Raw genomic sequence first — 16,289 nt, 5'->3', positions numbered from 1 at the left:
AGAGAGATGGAACTGGACTGCGAGAATTCGGACATGTCAGAGAAGAAAGGTGCAGAACGATTCAGTGCTCGAGAGTCCGCGCTAGGATATCTTTACCAAGTGCGGCTGGCACTTCTCTGGGCTCTTAGGAAGCTCCGCTCCACCCACGAATTCAAGGTCGGGCTTGAGACGCTGGATGACGTAGTGTTCGATTCAGAGGGGCGCCCGACTGACCTTCTGCAAGCGAAACATAGAGTAAAGCGGGTCGCCACGCTCACTGATGCGAGCCCAGATATCTGGAAGACATTTCGCATATGGTTGACGGCTTCAGGCGCCGGGCAAATTGATTCAATGACACGGCTTATCCTGGTATCTACTGGAACTTGCGATAAAGGAAGCGCAGCGTACTTGCTTGGCGAAGGCGAGCAGCGGAATGAGGTGGAAGCTCTGGTTTTATTGAATGCTACCGCGCGTTCATCGTCATCGCAGGAGAACAAGGAGGGCTATGAGCTCTTCCTTGCACTGTCGGAGAGAGAAAAGTCCGCCTTCCTGGAAAGCGTGGTCATCATGGACGGAGCTCCCGTTGCGACCGATGTTGAGCGAGAGCTCCATTTGGAACTCCGATTTGCGGTTCCCAAAAATCGAATTTCTAGCGCGCTAGACGCGCTAGAAGGATGGTGGTTTGGGCAGATGGTCAGGCAACTGTCTTCGCCGGGTGGACTCTCAACCTTGTCATCGCAATCCATCGAACTGAAGCTGGACGATATACGAGACCAATGTCGTGCGGACGCTTTACTGATTGATAACGAGATTCTGCAGCAAAAACTCGACCAGGCTGCTCTTGCCGCGTATGCGCGCTACACTTTTGCAAAGCAAGTGATACTTGTAACGAAAAACAAAACGCGGCTGAATCGAGCCATCAACGACTACTTCCGCGCCTACACGCAACGGTCCAAATGGCTGAGGAGCGACCTATTACTCTTAGCCGACGACGAACGCTTTCGACAAGACCTGTTCGAGGCCTGGGAGATACGGTTTGCTCGCGCGCAGGAAGCTCTTGAAGCCGATTCGAGTGGGAGCAACTGCGTTGCCGCCGGCGCAGAGCTTCTGGCCTGGGCTGAAAGCGATGCTGATTTGAGCCTCAAGGCCGGAATGAACGCACCGTGGATGGCGAGGGGCACTCTGCACGAACTCTCGGACCAGCAGCGCGTAGGTTGGCATCCCGACTACGTGAGATTGCTAGAGTCCGGCAGCGCGCACTCAGATGGTGAGGAGAAGGAGGATGAGTGATACGAGAGATTCAGCCGAGTACCGGGCGCTCTTCAATCCGGCTTTTTGTGCTGTTTTACTACGCGAGGCATGCCTGGGAGCGGAGCGGGAGTCGAAATCCCGGGACGTAGAGCCATTGAGCTTCGCCGCGTCCTTTCTTGTCCTACCTGCGGTCTTGCACGAACCGATTCGGCGCGAATTGCCAAAGACTATCGCAACATCCTTTGCTACGTGGCTGGCAGAGAACCCCCTGCTACGCTCTCAGTTTGCATCCCTAGCGAGGGTCACAAAAGACATCACGCGAAAAGGACTGCTATTTGGTTCCACTCATGGAGCATTGAGCCTTGCGGCAGGCCAAGTGCATGCCGCTGGTTCCATGAAGATTCAGATACGGGGACTCGATGAGGCCAATTCCGAGATGGGGCAATGCCTTCGCGGCGCTCACTTCATGGGGAGATGGCTCGCACTGGCCGGAAACACAACAACAACCTTAGCGCTTATCGGGATGCGGGCATGATGCAGGTAATTGCTATTGCGGTCTACAGCTGCGACGGTCGACGTCGTGCTGTGCCGTTTCGGCGCGGTTTGAATGTGGTGTCTGGTGACTCCAAGACCGGTAAGTCGACTCTGATTGAAATTCTGGATTATTGTTTTGGCGCGGACGAATGCTCGGTGCCAGACGGTGTGGTTCGGTCGAAGGTCGCATGGTATGGAGTTCTTCTCCACTTGGGCGACGCCGGACGAGCCTTCGTTGCCAGGCGAGCACCGAGCCCGCCTGCGAAGTCCACGGAAGATATTTTCTTGCAGATGGGAGCAAAAGAGCTAAAGCTTCCTTCTGCGAAGCAACTGCGTAAGACGACGAATCTTGGGGGCCTCATAGCTCAACTCACGTCTTGGGTTGGCATCAAGGAGACTTTGCATGTGCCGCCGCCTGGGCAGACGCGGCGCGCGCTCTCGACCAACATTAGGCACGCGCTTGCATTCTGTCTCCAGACGCAGAATGAAATTGACCAAAAGGGCTATCTTTTCCACGGGGCGGCGGACAATTTTGTTTCGCAAGCACTGAAAGATTCTTTGCCATATCTTCTCGGAGCTGTCAGTGAAGACCAGATGGCAAAGCGATTTGAACTCAAGGTATGTCGCGACAAACTTCGGAGCATCGACCGAACTCTGAGAGAGTTGGAAGACCTTCGGGGGAAAGGGAGCGAGAGAGCTTCCTCGCTGCTGACTGAAGCGCGTTTGGTTGGCCTTACGGACTTGGGGCAGCCAGAGTCATGGCAAGCCGCTGTTGCCGAGCTCAAACGGATAGCGGAGTCTCCAATAGGACGCAATCTGCCTCCACAAGCCGACGAAGACGAATTCGCGCGATTGTCATCGGAGCGCGCTCGCCTCCAGGACCAGATTCGCAGTAAGCGGCATGCGATAGACACAGCGCGGGCCTTCGAGAATCACGGACTGGAGTTTGAGCAAGAGGTGCAAGAGCAGGCTCGCCGCCTTGGTCTGGTCGACCTATTTTCCTCGGAGCGCACCGCGCATGCATGCCCACTATGCAGCCAATCCCTGCAGGAACAGGAGATTGATTCCGTGGCCAATTTGCAGCTGTTCCATAACGACCTGCTCGACCACTCGACTGCAGTGCGCACTTCGACGCCACATATCCAGGCCGCGATAGAGGCATATGAGAGTGAAGTGTCGGCTCTTCGAGAAAGGCTGTCAGTGGTGAGGATGCAGCTTAACGTCATTCGCGAGAATGACCAGCGCCTCCAAAAGTATCATGACGATGCAGCGCGAAGCGCGCTGGTCGTTGGTCGGATTTCGCTCTATCTGGAGAGTCTGCCAGAAGAGACAGATACAAGCGGAATGCACCTTGAGCGAGACCATCTTGCGGGCATCTGCAAGGAGCTTGAGGCGGTATTGAGCCACCAGTTGATGGCAGAGCGACTGGAGTCGATTCTCGGGCGAATCAATCCAGCAATATCCGAGCATGCGGCAACCCTGAAGCTTGAGTTCTCAGATTCGCCGGTGCGATTTGACGTTCGGAACTTAACCGTTGTCGCGGACACCTTGGATGGCCCTGTTCCTTTGAAGCGCATGGGGAGCGGGGAGAACTGGGTCGGCTATCACCTTGTGGTTCACCTTGCGCTACACGAGTGGTTCGCGCAAAAGAATCGCCCGGTCCCAAATTTCCTGATGATTGACCAACCGTCCCAAGCGCACTTTCCTGCCGACTCGGGTAACGGAACAAAGAAGAAAGACATTGATAGAGCCACGGTTCGACGAATGTATGAGCTGATGGCGCAGTCAAGTAGTGTCGAGGGGCGCGAATATCAGGTGATAGTTACCGACCACGCCGATTTTGATGACCCGGGGTTTCAGAAGCATGTTCGCCATCGTTGGCGGGATGGCGAGAAGCTCATCCCCGAAGACTGGCCAAGGTGCTATGGAGAAGAGCGAACGTAACAAGCATCAGAAGTTAGAATTCGGATAGTTCCATAACTGGAACCTGCGATTGCGGAGTTGCGTTCATCTAATGCAACGTCCATCAAGTTAATCTGTGGCGGTAACGTTGCCAAACGCTGGGAAATGCTAGATGTCTGCTCCGACAAGAAGCACGAGAAAATCCGGCCCTCCATTCACGGTTATGTTTGGGCTATCGGAACCAGAGGTCTCCGCCATCCGCCCGTTCCATGTGTTCATCGTACCCAGCGAACACCAAACGAAGGACTATGGCTTCAGAACGCGGGTCGACGTTCACGTTGGCCTCCCAGGAAATCTCCCGTATTTCGGATTCAGCGCTTTCTTTGGATTGCTGACACCCGAAGCCGATACGGTGAGCGACGTCCTGAGAATTGAGGAAGAGTTAAGGGATACCGACAACCCGGCGAAGCTAATCGAGGCCAATGAGTCGCATCGATTTTTCACGATGTTACCTTCCATGGACGACTATCGGCGGCTCGTGCGAGTTATCGGTGCGGAACTGACCTCAGACCTGCTGCTTGATATTAACGATGTCGTGGCGCTCGGAGAATTCCAGCCGAGTTCGGACATTCCTCAGTTGGCGGCAGGCACGCAGGTCTTTCAACGCTCCTTCATTAGGCACTCGGAGTCGTTTTTTGCGTTCAGGAACGCCGGTCCTATCCTGCGAGGCATCAATTCGGAGGAGTTCGGCCGCATGTCGAATGACATCGAGGTCACCTTTCGACTCGCGGGAAGAGTGAACGAACACAGACTGCGCTTTCGCTTCGACTACGAGGGCGACCTGCCGAAACGTATCGCTGTCGTAATCGGAAAGAACGGGGTCGGGAAGAGCTGGGCGCTCGGACAGATTGTGCGTGCGGCACTGGCTGGCGACGAGGTGTCTCTGAGGGAGACAAATACTCGTGAACGAGTATCTGTGAACCGCGTGCTTGCTTTTGCGCCGGCCAGCGAGTGGGCCTCGGTCTTTCCTCCGGAGCGGAAAAAGAGCCCCAAAGTATGGTACAAGCGCTTTGCGCTCAATCGCACCGGACGAGCTCGTCGAGGCGGCGGGGTCGCTGATATGGTGCTTCAAGTCGCACGTTCGGAAGGATTTATTGGCAAGCTATCGCGATGGGAAATATTTCTGGATGCCATTCGGGCAATCTCGGATTGGGAACAGATTGTTCTCGTAAACTCGGATAGGGATAGCGCGCCGATACCTATCGCTGCACTGAGACCTAACGCTGAACGAGCATCTCTTCCTGAGGACGATGACAGGGAGGATGAATCGGAACTCAGGATGTTTTCGGCGATTGACCTAAATCGGGAACCGGTTCGTCTTGTCGACGATGCAATCTATTCGTTGAGTAGCGGCGAGACTTCCTTCTTGCGTTTTGCAGCGCAGGCGAGCCTCTACGTGGAGAATGGCTCGCTTTTGCTCCTTGATGAACCGGAAACGCATCTACATCCCAACTTCATCAGTCGCTTCGTCGCATTGTTAAATGAGCTCTTGGTGAATACTGGCTCTGCCGCCGTAATCTCGACGCATTCCGCCTATTTCGTTCGAGAGGTGTTTAGGGAGCAGGTGACTGTGCTGAGCACAACCAGCGACGGAATGGTGATATCGGAGCCTCTGCGGCTTCAAACCTTTGGGGCGGACGTCGGTTCAATCTCCTACTTCGTGTTTGGAGAGGATGAGCCGTCTAGGTTGGCGGCAGAGGTGGAGCGGAGTCTACTGACGCAGTATCAGAGCTGGGACAAGTTGTACGCTGACTACAAGGATGACCTTTCTCCCGAGATGCTCGGCTCTCTGAGGCTCGCTCTGGAGGCAAAACGGCGCGATGAATAGACTGCACCCCCCTGAAATTGACGACAACGAGGCGCTTACCAAGCTTGCGAACAATAAGCGAGTCCGCAGCTTTCCGCATCTGCTTGCGGAGCTAGCCCCAATCATCGCCGGCTATGAGCAGTACCGCGCCGTACTTGGAGATGCGCATCAAATCGCTAACGTGCCGCTGAGCGATGAGGTCAGGGGTTATCTCAAGGGGCACTACAGCAGTCCGCCGGCAGACCTCTCGTACATCAGGAATCTTCGACTGGATGCCGAGCAGCGCGTCTGTCCGATGTGCGGCTCGATGCATCGGGGTACGCTGGACCACCTTATGCCCAAGGAGGCATACACGGCCTTCGCGGTGTTTTCACTGAACCTCGTTCCCGCCTGCAAGTGCAATACGCTACGAGGAGAAGTAATCGTCGGGCCGTCTGCCGGCCAGCGAATTTTGCACCCATATTTCGATGAATGCCTTAGTGAACGCCTGATTGCTGCACGTTTTGACGATTTGGGCGCTATCCCACGCATTAGCATACAATTGCTGACGCCGCTGGCTCATCCGCAGCATCGAGCAATCGAATTCCACGTTCGCGAGATTGTCTCCAACACGGCGATATTGAAGCACCTCTCGGACAGATGGACGCACCTGTGCGACAGGCCTCAGCGTATCGTGCGCGCCCTTGCCGAGATACCTCAGAGTGAACAGGCTCTGCGCGAGATTCTCGAAAAGGAACGGGAACTGACGGACGAGACGCGCGGTGGCAAAAACAATTGGGACTCGGTGTTCGTGACGGGCTTGCTGGATGCCGACGTCTTGCATTGGCTCTATCTGCAATTGTCCCGACCCGGCCGAGGGCCGGATGCCCCACTCGTCGTACCCTAGGTCGTCGGAGTCTTATTCTGGAAAATGGGTCTCGATACGATAACAGTTGTCCTTTTCAAACATAGACAGGCGAGCCCGTTAGAAGGGGCGAGCGCACCCCATGGCTACAAACTGGGCCTTTATGGACCATTCGCTCTTCGGCCTCTGGGCTTCCTGAAGACTTTCTCTGTATCGGCGACAATTCAGGTTCGCGTCGATACGACGAAAACGTTTTGAGGGGGAAGGGCAAGTGAGCAGCAAGGTCGAGTTTCTAGTCGCCGATTCCATCGCGGACGTGCCGGCCGAAGCGTGGAATGTCCTGAGTTCTGGCAACCCATTCGTCCGGCACGAGTTTCTGTCGGCATTGCACGACACAGGTTGCGCGACTGATGCGACCGGCTGGCAGCCAACTTACTTACTTATGAAGAGGGGAGGCAGGCTCGCAGGCGTGATGCCGTTATATCTGAAATTTCATTCACGCGGCGAATATGTCTTCGACCATGCATGGGCAGATGCCTTCCAGAGACACGGCCTGCGATATTACCCGAAGCTCCTTTCGGCGGTCCCATTCTCGCCCGTTACCGGTCCAAGGCTGCTCGCGCCGACGCACGCTGACCGCGTCCTCCTTGCACAAGGTGCTATCCAACTTGCGAAGCAGCTAGACGTATCCTCAATCCACGTGCTCTTCTCGAATGAGGACGACATTGAGGCGCTTAGAGACGCGGGATATATGCTTCGGGAGGGCGTCCAGTTCCATTGGGAGAATTTTGGGTACAAGACCTTCGATGAGTTTCTCTCGAAGATGTCGCACGACAAACGGAAGAAGGTCAAACAGGACCGTAGACGGGTCCATGACGCCGGCGTTACGTTCCGGTGGTTGCGCGGGCAGGAGATTGGCCAGGACGACCTCGACTTCTTCTACGAGTGCTACGAGAACACCTACCGCGAGCACTGGAACCCGCCATACCTGAATCGCAAGTTTTTCGGCCAGGTCCACCGGACGATGCCCGATGCGCTAATGCTGGTCATCGCTGAGGAGGATGGTAAGAGGCTAGCGGTCGCGCTGAATGTCGTTCAGGGCGACACGATGTACGGGCGGTATTGGGGTACCAAAGAGTTCGTCTCGGGCCTTCATTTCGAAACCTGTTACATGCAGGGTATCGAGTACGGTATTGCCAACGGACTGAAGAGCTTCGAGGGCGGGGCACAGGGTGTGCACAAAATGTCACGCGGCCTGATGCCCACGCCGACGTGGTCAGCGCATTGGATTGCCGACAATAGGTTCGCCCATGCCATCAGTGAGTTTCTGGACCAGGAGACGGCCGCGATGGACCAGCACATTGATGAGCTCGAGGCACATACGCCGTTCAAGCGAAAGGGTTGAAGGGCGCGAGGTTTTTGGCGAGAGGCAACTTATTTCGGTACTGGGCCACGGCGTCGAATTACGTCTCTGAGGACTGCGGCTTCCATAAGACTTTGCTCTTTCTCTGCCTCGCGGGCGCAAATTTCCGCTTGCTGCTTCTCGACGATTGACAGTTTCTTCCGCCGTCGGCTAGAGCGGACATAGGCTTGATACGAGTTTCCTGAGACGTGCCCCGAGACGTCCATAATGTCTTGAAGCACATCGTCCTTGGCGACCGACGCACCTGCGAGATGCCGCGCTTCCAGAGCGCGGTCCGCAAAATCATCTAGCATGCCTCGTCTCAAGGCGTGATATCCAGCACCCTTCGGTGCCCCAATAGCCCGGAACGCCTTTCCAAATAGCTGTGAAAGGGTGCGGTCCGTCAAAGACGTGCCTCTGCGGGACAGGAATATGCGCCCACCGGTGTCTTTCTCGGAGCCCTTGGCAGCGTTTAGAATAGCTGCGCGTCCGGTGTTCGAATCCTTGATATAGGCCTGAATGCGATACGCAAGCTCCCACGGCACGGGAAACGAAAATTGATGGTAGTTTTTTTGTTTTGGGGGGATGACGAGGAAGTGGTCTTTGCCAGCTTTGAACTGACTCTCGATTGCCTCGTGTGAGAACAGGTCCACCGTAAGGGAGTTGGCCGATTCGCACCGCCATCCTACGTGCTCGCCGAGATGCAGAAGAAGCACGTTTCGCTCGGCCAGTACACTATCAAAATTTTCGCGAAAGTGGTGCGCGAGTTGACGGATTTCATCGGGCGTTGCCCAGTGCTGGCCCTCTTTTGTTCTTGAGCGCTCGCCAGTGTGTTCGAATCTCACAGGATACTTGGCTGACGCCTTGACGTTTGCATCGGTCTGAGCAACCCGTAGCGAAGGAAGTGACGACCTGATGTTGCATTTGTCGTCATCCCACGACATCAGATTTGATGCGTACTTCGCGTCCATCTGGGCCCAGCAGTAAAATTCATAGACCCATTCCAGCTTTCTGTTGGCCGTAGCCATGGCTTTGCGCATAGAATCGCGGCTGCGCGGGTTGTCTTGAATGCGCTGGAGCGCCCATTCGCCGTAGTTCCGCAGAAGCGTGTCGTTGGCGTCGAGCCAATGCGCAACGGGTTTGTAGAATTGCTCAAGTGTTCTAACCGGCTTTAGCAGGATATCCAGATTGAATCTGGATTGTTCGTTTTTCCAATCTATCTTCTTCTCGGCAAGGTACTCCGCATAACTCAGCATTGAATAAGTCAAGCTCTCAACATATGACGCATACCCCTTCCTGTTGATTCCATTCCGGCGGTAGCTCGCGAGCTTGAAATCACAGAAGTCGACCAACGGCTCGATGAGCGCAAGTTTTTGGTCTCGGAATACAGGGACACGCTCGAGCTCTGAGTTGCCAACCCAAATCAGGGTAACGGTGGGAACGCGAAATTGTTGAGTACCCATAGGTGATGCTCCTAGACCATGTTGCTTCCGAGCGTCTGCAATGCTCCAAAACGTCGAGGCCGGCGTGTTCTACTGCAACTTACGGCGCGGGCGAAAATGGATTCATCGCCTATCAATGCTACAGCTTCGCTGGCACACGACACAGCTTTATGAACCCAAAGACGGTCTACAAAAGGGGCCGATGTCAACGGAAGAATGACATGCTGGGAAGAAGCAAACTGACAACCTTGAACCGGCAGCGCATGCGCAAGCGAAATATGCGACAGATTTTCCGCAGTCAGTGTCACCTCGCCGACCATGGTGAACCTGGCGATGGCAAGGATGCGCGCCGGATGGCCATTGCGAACTTCATATCGGGCGTCGCCAAGTACCTCGAGCAAGGTTCCCAAAGCGCCCGGTATCAAACCGAGCTCCCATACCTGCTTGTGGCAGACAAGCGGCTCCCCAGTCGTAGCGAACTGCGCACCACGGAGTTTGACGGTCGACGCAGACTGCCCCGTTTCGCGTTTGTAGAGTATCGACTCCTGATGAATTAACGTATTGAACTGGTGGCACTGTTCTAGCAACGGTAGTATTACCAGGACACTTTGAGCCGACGCAGCCGCATAGAATTCCGAAACTGTAGCGGCCAAGGTCTCTCTCCAACCGGAGGTCGGGACCAATCGGAACGCTCCGCCGTATCCGTTGCTGGACGGCAAGGTAGCGCGGCCGACGTCAATGTCGTGCAGCAAGCTCGCGATACCAACCCGAGGCCGCTTTCTCGTCGACATCAGCGTTCTCGACTGAATCGTCGTGAGACTCATGAGCCATTGAAGAACAGGTCCGGGGCCGACGGCAAGCTGGTATTTTGACCGGACCACCACACGTACGTTTGTTGACGCCGGCAGGCGCTGTAACAACTTCGAAAACAGCAAGACATTGAATCCTTCAATGCCGTAGACATAGATGATTTCGGGTACTGAGCGTCCAAGACCGTCGGTGATGAGTGCGGTAATAGTTGTGATTCGAGTCCGTGCGCCCGAAGCCCTCAAACCGCAGACTATGGTCTGGTCCGGCACGACGTGAAGCGATTGTTCTTCCATGGAAGCAAGCTGCGAGACGACACCGACGGGCGACCATCCCTCAGCGAACATCAGGCTGATGCTCAGGGTACCTTGTGGGAAGTGTTTTTCGCTTGAGCGTTGCGACTCGGAAGTAACGGGTCGGCTATCAATTGACAGCCGGCCTCTTAGTGCTGATTCAATATTGTAGAGCCCTGTTGTCTGATAGACGCATTCGCCGACTGGCCCCTTGAGCGCGATTAGTTTTCCATGCTCAATCGCAAGTGAAATGGCTCTACTGGCCAGGGGCGTCGAACCAAGTCGGATGCGTAGTAGCCGTCGCAACGATGCGTCAGCAAGCGCAGTGTCGCCAAAGCTTGATGCTGCATAAAGGGCGGCTTCGGCGGCGCCGATTAGTCGCTTCGACGATTCGGCATCTATGTTGAATACCCGAAGGGCCGCAGAATCGACCTGTCTCCACGTTGAGAACGGGAGGTATCGGTATGGATTGTCTGTGAGGAAATCGGCCGCAGTTCGTCCCCAGAATTTGAACAGGAGCGGCGCTGAACTAACGGAAAAAGATGCCCGAATGAGAACTTTTCGCAGCCGTATCTCCGCCCAAAAATCGAGCCAACGTTCACAGAATGCGACGGCATCTCGAAGCTCCAATCGCAAAGCCCCGGCGATGCCAACATAGTCGGCTGCATCAAGCATAAGTCTCAACCCCTCGCCCAGCCGTTTGTATGCTGACTTGCTTGTACGAAGGTCAACTTCTGCAAAGTAAAGGTTACGGCCAAGGAAGCTGGCTATCTCGGCGCCTCGCGGCATATCGACGTATGCCTCGGTCGCGTGCAGTTGCGAGCCATGTGTCGCGCTATACCTGAAGCGTCCTTCGACCGACCAGATGTCGCCGGCCTGCGGCTCCACGGGAAGCAGGTTATACGGGACAACGACGCGAATCTGGCGAACAGGCGAGACCGTCAGGACGAAAATCGCGCCACCTCCGGTTCGCGAAAGCACTTTCAAGATTTCGCCCCGGTGCAGGCGAGTTGGCCCAGGGGTGTTCACGGCCGGACGTCCAGTCCAGTATCTTCGAGATACATCAATGCGTTCAACTTTCTCCTCAGCCGGCTGTTATCCGTCTGTAACTCAGCTAGTGCTTCGTTTATCTCTTGGGACGTTAGACCGCTTTTCGAGGTGCCTTCCGGCGCTCGCTTCTCTTGGTTTCGCGCATGCATTTTCGCAATTTCGGCGTCCAGCTGGCCAAAAATTGCCTTCATTGTCGGATTGCTACGCGCGGTCGACCGTGAGATTCCGAGCATCTTGCAAATCGTCTCTTTGGACGATTCGCCAAACTGGTTGAGAGGGACGTGCTCTAGGGCTGTTTGGGCACGCCACCCGGCCAGTCGGCCGGCATTCTCGACCGCACGGCTATGGCGGTCGAATGATTTCGATAATTTCATTTCCTGCCTTTTGAACTCAGTGGTCGAATTTTCGCGAGCTCCGCAGTCAGCTCGGCGTTGGCAGTGGTTAGTCGTGCTATCTGGTCATTCAGAAGGTTGTTGTTATGTTCTCGCGCCAACTCAGACCTGCGCCACTCGGTTTGCGCTCGAGCGGCCAGTCGCCGTTGGTGGACCAGGTCGTTGTTGGCCTCTATGGCTATCTGTTTCCAGTAGTCAAGCTCCTTGCGCATCGACTGCAGCTCTGGTTTGAGATTGTCCTTGGATGCTTGAGCCGCAACCTTCTTGATTACACCCTTAATTTGAGTCTCTACATCCTCCAGACTCTTGACATGATAGTCTTTGCCTAGCGTCGAACGGCTGAGTGTGGCGAATTCCAGGATTTCGGGATACTTCGCAATCGTGGCGCTGCAGTTGTCTTTTGCCGTCCACGCACAGAATGCTCGCTTGTCGTCGGGGAAATAGTCGTAGAGGGGCTTGTTGTGCTCATCCGTGAGTCGCTTTCCGGCGTCGTCAATTAACGGCGGGACTCCGTGTGCCTTCCACTTTTTTAGCAGCTTCACCTTGTCGGCGATTTTCTTCCTGGCCTCGGCAAGGTATCTCTCTGAAACATGTTCAGTCACAGGTCGAACTCCTCTTGGAGATGTGGCTTAAAAGGGGCAGCTGCTCTCGCCGCAGAACCGGCACCTACGCGTTTCCACGACTTTTCAATGCCCACGGGCAATGCCATTGTTCTTCCCCGCGCCTTGTTCCGAGCGGCTTCCGCCGGAAATTTCCGAGACATGGCAGTAGTCTGAAATTCCATCCGCCTTAACATGTACCGGTTGGAAAGTGAAAACAGTGAGGCACGGCTTAGCGGGCGTAGAAGCTCCAGCTCAGGAGGGCCGTCTAGAGTTGCGCGACAGTTGTCGTTATCGGTCCAGGCGCAAACGGCCTCGACGCTGGCGGGGAAGTTGTCGAGCATCGGATTGTTCGATTCGTCTACGGCGACGTTTCCTGAAGTCCTGAGCAGCGCAGGAAGACCGGCCACTTCCCACTTTCTGAGCAAATTGATTTTGGCGCAGATGTTGTTAAGTGACGCAGTGTGTACGAATTCATTGGGATGACGCATGGCTTACCTCCGTAACTGGATAGACCTTCGCGAACCCTTGGACGACGGATAGCATTAACGCACGGCTCTTTTCCCCAAGCTGGCGTTCTTGCCTAGCGATTTCGAACAACCTCTCTGCATCTTTAGCCCAGCGAAGCCGTAGACTCGGGGGGGTCCTCGGGTTTTCGGACGCTGCAAGCAGTTCAGCGGCATCTTGCTCCATCAGGGCAATATAGTTCTCGGTCGTCAAGGAGTGGATGCAACCATGGCATGTCTCTGGGTTTGCTCTCTCATGGTGGATTTGCCCGTCTGCAGCACACTTAGCCGCCTTTCGGGTGTGTCGCGCATTGCCTGCTGAACAACCACCGTTACGGCTTTCTTGGTACCAGTATGCGTGAGCTTCCATCCTCTCGCGCGTGAGGTGAGCTTGCTCTTCCAGGCTCATCTTGCGAAAGGTTGCCGACGCCGACATCCGCTTGATGAATTTCAAAATAAGTCTGGGGAGCCCACCGCCTATCAATTTTCCGGACAAAAGGTCCAGAATCTTTTGCTCGAAAGCTTCGGAGCGAACGTCCGCCAACATCTCATAGAAATCCTTCATCTCGTCTCTGGCTTTTCCAATCAGCATTGCGATGCGCCGCTCCAGCCGACGAGCCGGTGGGTCGGTGATGTAGACCTGTGTTTGGTCGACGTCGACGTGCCCGAGATGTTCGCTGAGCGCAATTAGCTCGGGATGGTCGTAACGATTAACAAACAAAAGGCAGAAAATTCTCCGGAAGGGATGTGCCCTCCCAGAGAAATCTAGCGTCGACATGCCGCAAAGAGCGAAAAATTGACGGGCGTGACTTTCCCAGTCGAACTCAGTGGCTGGGCCAGAGAACCCGTGTTGGCTGAAAGTCCGTCGTGAAAAAAGTTTGATATTGCGGCCAGCTTCTTGGTCCCCCTCTATGTCGATAGGATTGGTGCTCAGTGGCCGGAAGTATTGCTGGAGTTGCTCCAGTCGTTCGACAACGTCGGCGACCAGCTTGTTGCACCAGAAGGTCGCATAGTCCTTCAGCGATTTTTCGATGTAAAAATCTATGCGCCGGAGCTCAGGCTCGGCAGCCACTTGCTCGACGCATCCAAAGTACAAGCCATAAGGCTTCTCAAATCCGTTCACTTCGTTTCGCCGGCGACCATGATTCGACGCAATCAAGGATGTCGCGGCAACGAATAAGTAATCAATCATGCGCGCCAACGAAAACTCGCCCTCGGAAGCATCAATCGTCGGGAACGGAAGATGGAACTTCGCCTTGATCCCAGGGTACTCCTTCCGTAGGCGCAGACGCAGGCGTCGCAGCGTCGTCCAGGGCTCCTTGCCGACATTTTTCTCGAGCTCGTCTCTAGCGGCTGCGACCAACTCAATGATTCCGGGGAAATAGTCGTAGACCCACTTTATGGAGTTTTTGAAAATCGTTACGGCGACTTCCAGGTCGAGGTTCTCCGTCCTGCCGTCGCGATTTGAGGCTGTAGTGATGTTGAGCGACCGCTGACTTCCGGATACATTCGCGAACGGGTAGCGCGATAGTCCGTCGAAGCCTGCCGGCATCTCAGCCAGCAAATTCAGGATATGCATGGTCGTCTTCTTGTTTTTCAGAAGTCCGCCCGCGCGTGGTTTGATTTGGTCCTCCGGTATTCCGACAAGACGACCAAAGTCCCGTGCGAACCAAGTGGGCGTGAGATGCGGCGCATATGGCAAGCCGAGCTCCATCGCAAAAATGTCGCGCTTGAAGTTTCCTTCTCGGCGGTGCTTGGCGGAGCTCGCTGAGCGAAGGCTTTCTCGCAACTCGAGGTCCTTACTGGCGCGCTCCAACAGGACCTTCAAGGCTTCGTCGTATTCGAGTATTGACCACCAGCCCTTCTCCGCGACGTCGACGACCAGCGCATTTACGTCCTCGCTTGTGAGCGCCCGTAGAGCAGGTGTTCCTTTCCGATGCATCCAGATGAAAAGGCGGACCGCTGTGGCGATGGCGGCAGTGATTGCGGGCTCGACGGCGCCGCGATGATGCCGCTTGCAGGTCAGGTTTATCAGGATTTTCAAGGTGTCGACGAACTCAGGGAAATCCCCAAGCCGACGATGTGTTGCGAATGGGCTTAATCCACCGTTCACCGCGACCACAATATTCGTCAGGTCATAAGCTACTGCCGCCGGTGCCGCCTTCTGATGGGAGACATTGACCCGAACGATGTCGTCCCGCCATTCGCTTAGGTAGCGGCTATGACGTTGAGGCCGCTCCTTCTCTGGCCGCTGGGCTGCCGAGGGGCGGCCATCAGTAGGATTCAACCTGTCGGTTTGCTCAGGCACTGAGTCGGTTGAGCTGCTAGTGAAATCAGGTGTCGCACGCTTAAGCGGCATTTAGCGTCTCCTCATAGTCTCGTAAAACGTCGCAATACGGACTGGCGGAAATAAGTTTGTAAAGCGCCTGGCAAAATATAAGTCTTGGAAGGTGGAAGTGACGGAAGCGGTCAAGGTTGAATTGAATTAGTGTTCTGAGGGAGCGGCTATAAAATCGATGCTGTAGTACGCAATGTTGAATTTCGACTTCGGTGATGCAGATTGCCATGTCCCCGACAGAGTCGAGCCATTTGTCGGCCAACGATTCGCCTGTCTCTGGAGAAGTCGTGCTCGACGGAAATAGCATTTGCTCCCGTACCTTTGCCGGGTCGAAGTTCAATTCGACTACGCGCTCCATCCCTCCGCAAGCGAAAACAATAGATGCGGAAAGGTGGTCCATAAACCGCTTCATATTTGCGGCGTTTAAAAGTTTTATAATCGTAGAATTGAGATATCGCTGCGTGGTGTGCAAATCGGCATGCCCAAGCAGCGCAGAAACGTAGTGGACGTCGCGATTTGAGCGTAGATATTCAATGCTGGCAACTTGGTCCCGTATACTCTTCGGAATAAATGTGGGGATGTCATATTGTTGACAGAATTGCGGAAGAGATGTGCTCAAATCGATGATGTCAAACGTATATGCTGATGCTTTCCCGAGATTCAGCGTCACAAAGAGGGAGTCAGACGAACGCGTGATGTTCGCATCCTTTAGGTTTCGGTCATGCCACAAGAGCAACCCAAGAGCCTTGCATGCATATTCATCGTTAATGTCACATGAATCGGTTACCGCTTCTATGTCTTGCCACTCTTCATCCTCTAGACTGGTGAGCGTCATTTCTTGCAGTTGGGCGCTACGCGTCTTCATTCCTGATATTGTGTAAGTGCCATCGCTATTGATTTTTATATTGTCGGATGTCATCGACAAGACAACTGAGGCATTCCACGGCGTGGGAGCCATTGTCTGTAACGTCCCGGGATATTTAAGAAGTGACGTCCCGCGCTATTCGGGGTGAAACGAATCGAGTCGTCTCGCGCTTTGATGGAAATGCACACGATCACGCAGAGCGCGAAACGGGGTTCAGA

13 protein-coding genes are annotated in these 16,289 nt (G+C 54.8%); 6 read left to right on the top strand and 7 right to left on the bottom strand.

Annotation, left to right across the window (positions count from 1 at the left end):
- Window positions 1-33: 33 nt before the first annotated feature.
- The 6 genes from L5014_RS36080 to L5014_RS36055 all read left to right on the top strand — a co-directional run bounded on the left by L5014_RS36080 (window position 34) and on the right by L5014_RS36055 (window position 7,782).
- Window positions 34-1,269 carry an ABC-three component system protein gene (locus L5014_RS36080; RefSeq protein WP_238468663.1) on the top strand — a complete coding sequence of 412 codons (1,236 nt, stop codon included), beginning with the start codon at window positions 34-36 and terminating at the stop codon, window positions 1,267-1,269.
- Window positions 1,244-1,765, top strand: coding sequence for a three component ABC system middle component (locus L5014_RS36075; protein ID WP_338019384.1), 522 nt, complete (start codon window positions 1,244-1,246; stop codon window positions 1,763-1,765). The genes L5014_RS36080 and L5014_RS36075 overlap by 26 nt, the downstream gene beginning before the upstream one ends.
- Window positions 1,762-3,708 carry a DUF3732 domain-containing protein gene (locus L5014_RS36070; protein WP_238468661.1) on the top strand — a complete coding sequence of 649 codons (1,947 nt, stop codon included), beginning with the start codon at window positions 1,762-1,764 and terminating at the stop codon, window positions 3,706-3,708. The genes L5014_RS36075 and L5014_RS36070 overlap by 4 nt, the downstream gene beginning before the upstream one ends.
- A gap of 130 nt (window positions 3,709-3,838) precedes the next feature.
- Window positions 3,839-5,554: an AAA family ATPase gene (locus tag L5014_RS36065; RefSeq protein WP_238468660.1), complete on the top strand. Its 1,716-nt coding sequence runs from the start codon at window positions 3,839-3,841 to the stop codon at window positions 5,552-5,554.
- Window positions 5,547-6,419 (top strand): hypothetical protein, encoded by an 873-nt coding sequence (locus L5014_RS36060; RefSeq protein ID WP_238468659.1) that lies wholly within the window; start codon window positions 5,547-5,549, stop codon window positions 6,417-6,419. Before L5014_RS36065 ends, L5014_RS36060 begins: the two co-directional genes overlap by 8 nt.
- A gap of 229 nt (window positions 6,420-6,648) precedes the next feature.
- Entirely contained in the window at window positions 6,649-7,782 is a 1,134-nt protein-coding gene (locus L5014_RS36055; protein WP_238468658.1) for a GNAT family N-acetyltransferase, read from the top strand.
- Between the two features lie 29 nt (window positions 7,783-7,811).
- On the opposite strand, the gene L5014_RS36050 is transcribed toward L5014_RS36055, so the two are convergent.
- From L5014_RS36050 to L5014_RS36020, 7 genes are read right to left on the bottom strand one after another with little or no spacing between them, the layout of a single operon-like run.
- A complete protein-coding gene (locus L5014_RS36050) occupies window positions 7,812-9,242 on the bottom strand; it encodes a site-specific integrase (protein ID WP_238468657.1) in 1,431 nt (476 codons plus the stop codon).
- A gap of 11 nt (window positions 9,243-9,253) precedes the next feature.
- Complete coding sequence (locus L5014_RS36045) at window positions 9,254-11,308, bottom strand: helix-hairpin-helix domain-containing protein (RefSeq protein WP_274389635.1); 2,055 nt, start codon at window positions 11,306-11,308, stop codon at window positions 9,254-9,256.
- Window positions 11,309-11,346: 38 nt separating this feature from the next.
- Entirely contained in the window at window positions 11,347-11,745 is a 399-nt protein-coding gene (locus L5014_RS36040; RefSeq protein ID WP_238468656.1) for a hypothetical protein, read from the bottom strand.
- Window positions 11,742-12,365, bottom strand: a complete 624-nt coding sequence (locus L5014_RS36035) for a hypothetical protein (protein ID WP_238468655.1) — start codon at window positions 12,363-12,365, stop codon at window positions 11,742-11,744. Before L5014_RS36035 ends, L5014_RS36040 begins: the two co-directional genes overlap by 4 nt.
- Window positions 12,362-12,853 (bottom strand): hypothetical protein, encoded by a 492-nt coding sequence (locus L5014_RS36030; protein WP_238468654.1) that lies wholly within the window; start codon window positions 12,851-12,853, stop codon window positions 12,362-12,364. The genes L5014_RS36035 and L5014_RS36030 overlap by 4 nt, the downstream gene beginning before the upstream one ends.
- Entirely contained in the window at window positions 12,837-15,227 is a 2,391-nt protein-coding gene (locus L5014_RS36025) for a hypothetical protein (protein ID WP_238468653.1), read from the bottom strand. The genes L5014_RS36030 and L5014_RS36025 overlap by 17 nt, the downstream gene beginning before the upstream one ends.
- On the bottom strand, window positions 15,217-16,164 hold the full coding sequence (locus tag L5014_RS36020; RefSeq protein ID WP_238468652.1) for a hypothetical protein: 948 nt from the start codon (window positions 16,162-16,164) through the stop codon (window positions 15,217-15,219). The genes L5014_RS36025 and L5014_RS36020 overlap by 11 nt, the downstream gene beginning before the upstream one ends.
- Between the last annotated feature and the right edge of the window lie 125 nt (window positions 16,165-16,289).

The organism is Paraburkholderia tagetis (assembly GCF_022213065.1).
Taxonomy (GTDB): domain Bacteria; phylum Pseudomonadota; class Gammaproteobacteria; order Burkholderiales; family Burkholderiaceae; genus Paraburkholderia; species Paraburkholderia tagetis.
Note: the sequence above shows the minus strand (reverse complement) of the source record. Positions and strands in the feature narration are given on the sequence as shown.

Coding starts and splice junctions, on each gene's coding strand:
- L5014_RS36075 (WP_338019384.1), top strand. CDS start 1,244: ATGGTGAGGAGAAGGAGGATGAGTGATACGAGAGATTCAGCCGAGTAC.
- L5014_RS36020 (WP_238468652.1), bottom strand. CDS start 16,164: ATGGCTCCCACGCCGTGGAATGCCTCAGTTGTCTTGTCGATGACATCC.
- L5014_RS36040 (WP_238468656.1), bottom strand. CDS start 11,745: ATGAAATTATCGAAATCATTCGACCGCCATAGCCGTGCGGTCGAGAAT.
- L5014_RS36050 (WP_238468657.1), bottom strand. CDS start 9,242: ATGGGTACTCAACAATTTCGCGTTCCCACCGTTACCCTGATTTGGGTT.
- L5014_RS36080 (WP_238468663.1), top strand. CDS start 34: ATGTCAGAGAAGAAAGGTGCAGAACGATTCAGTGCTCGAGAGTCCGCG.
- L5014_RS36060 (WP_238468659.1), top strand. CDS start 5,547: ATGAATAGACTGCACCCCCCTGAAATTGACGACAACGAGGCGCTTACC.
- L5014_RS36070 (WP_238468661.1), top strand. CDS start 1,762: ATGATGCAGGTAATTGCTATTGCGGTCTACAGCTGCGACGGTCGACGT.
- L5014_RS36025 (WP_238468653.1), bottom strand. CDS start 15,227: ATGCCGCTTAAGCGTGCGACACCTGATTTCACTAGCAGCTCAACCGAC.
- L5014_RS36065 (WP_238468660.1), top strand. CDS start 3,839: ATGTCTGCTCCGACAAGAAGCACGAGAAAATCCGGCCCTCCATTCACG.
- L5014_RS36030 (WP_238468654.1), bottom strand. CDS start 12,853: ATGCGTCATCCCAATGAATTCGTACACACTGCGTCACTTAACAACATC.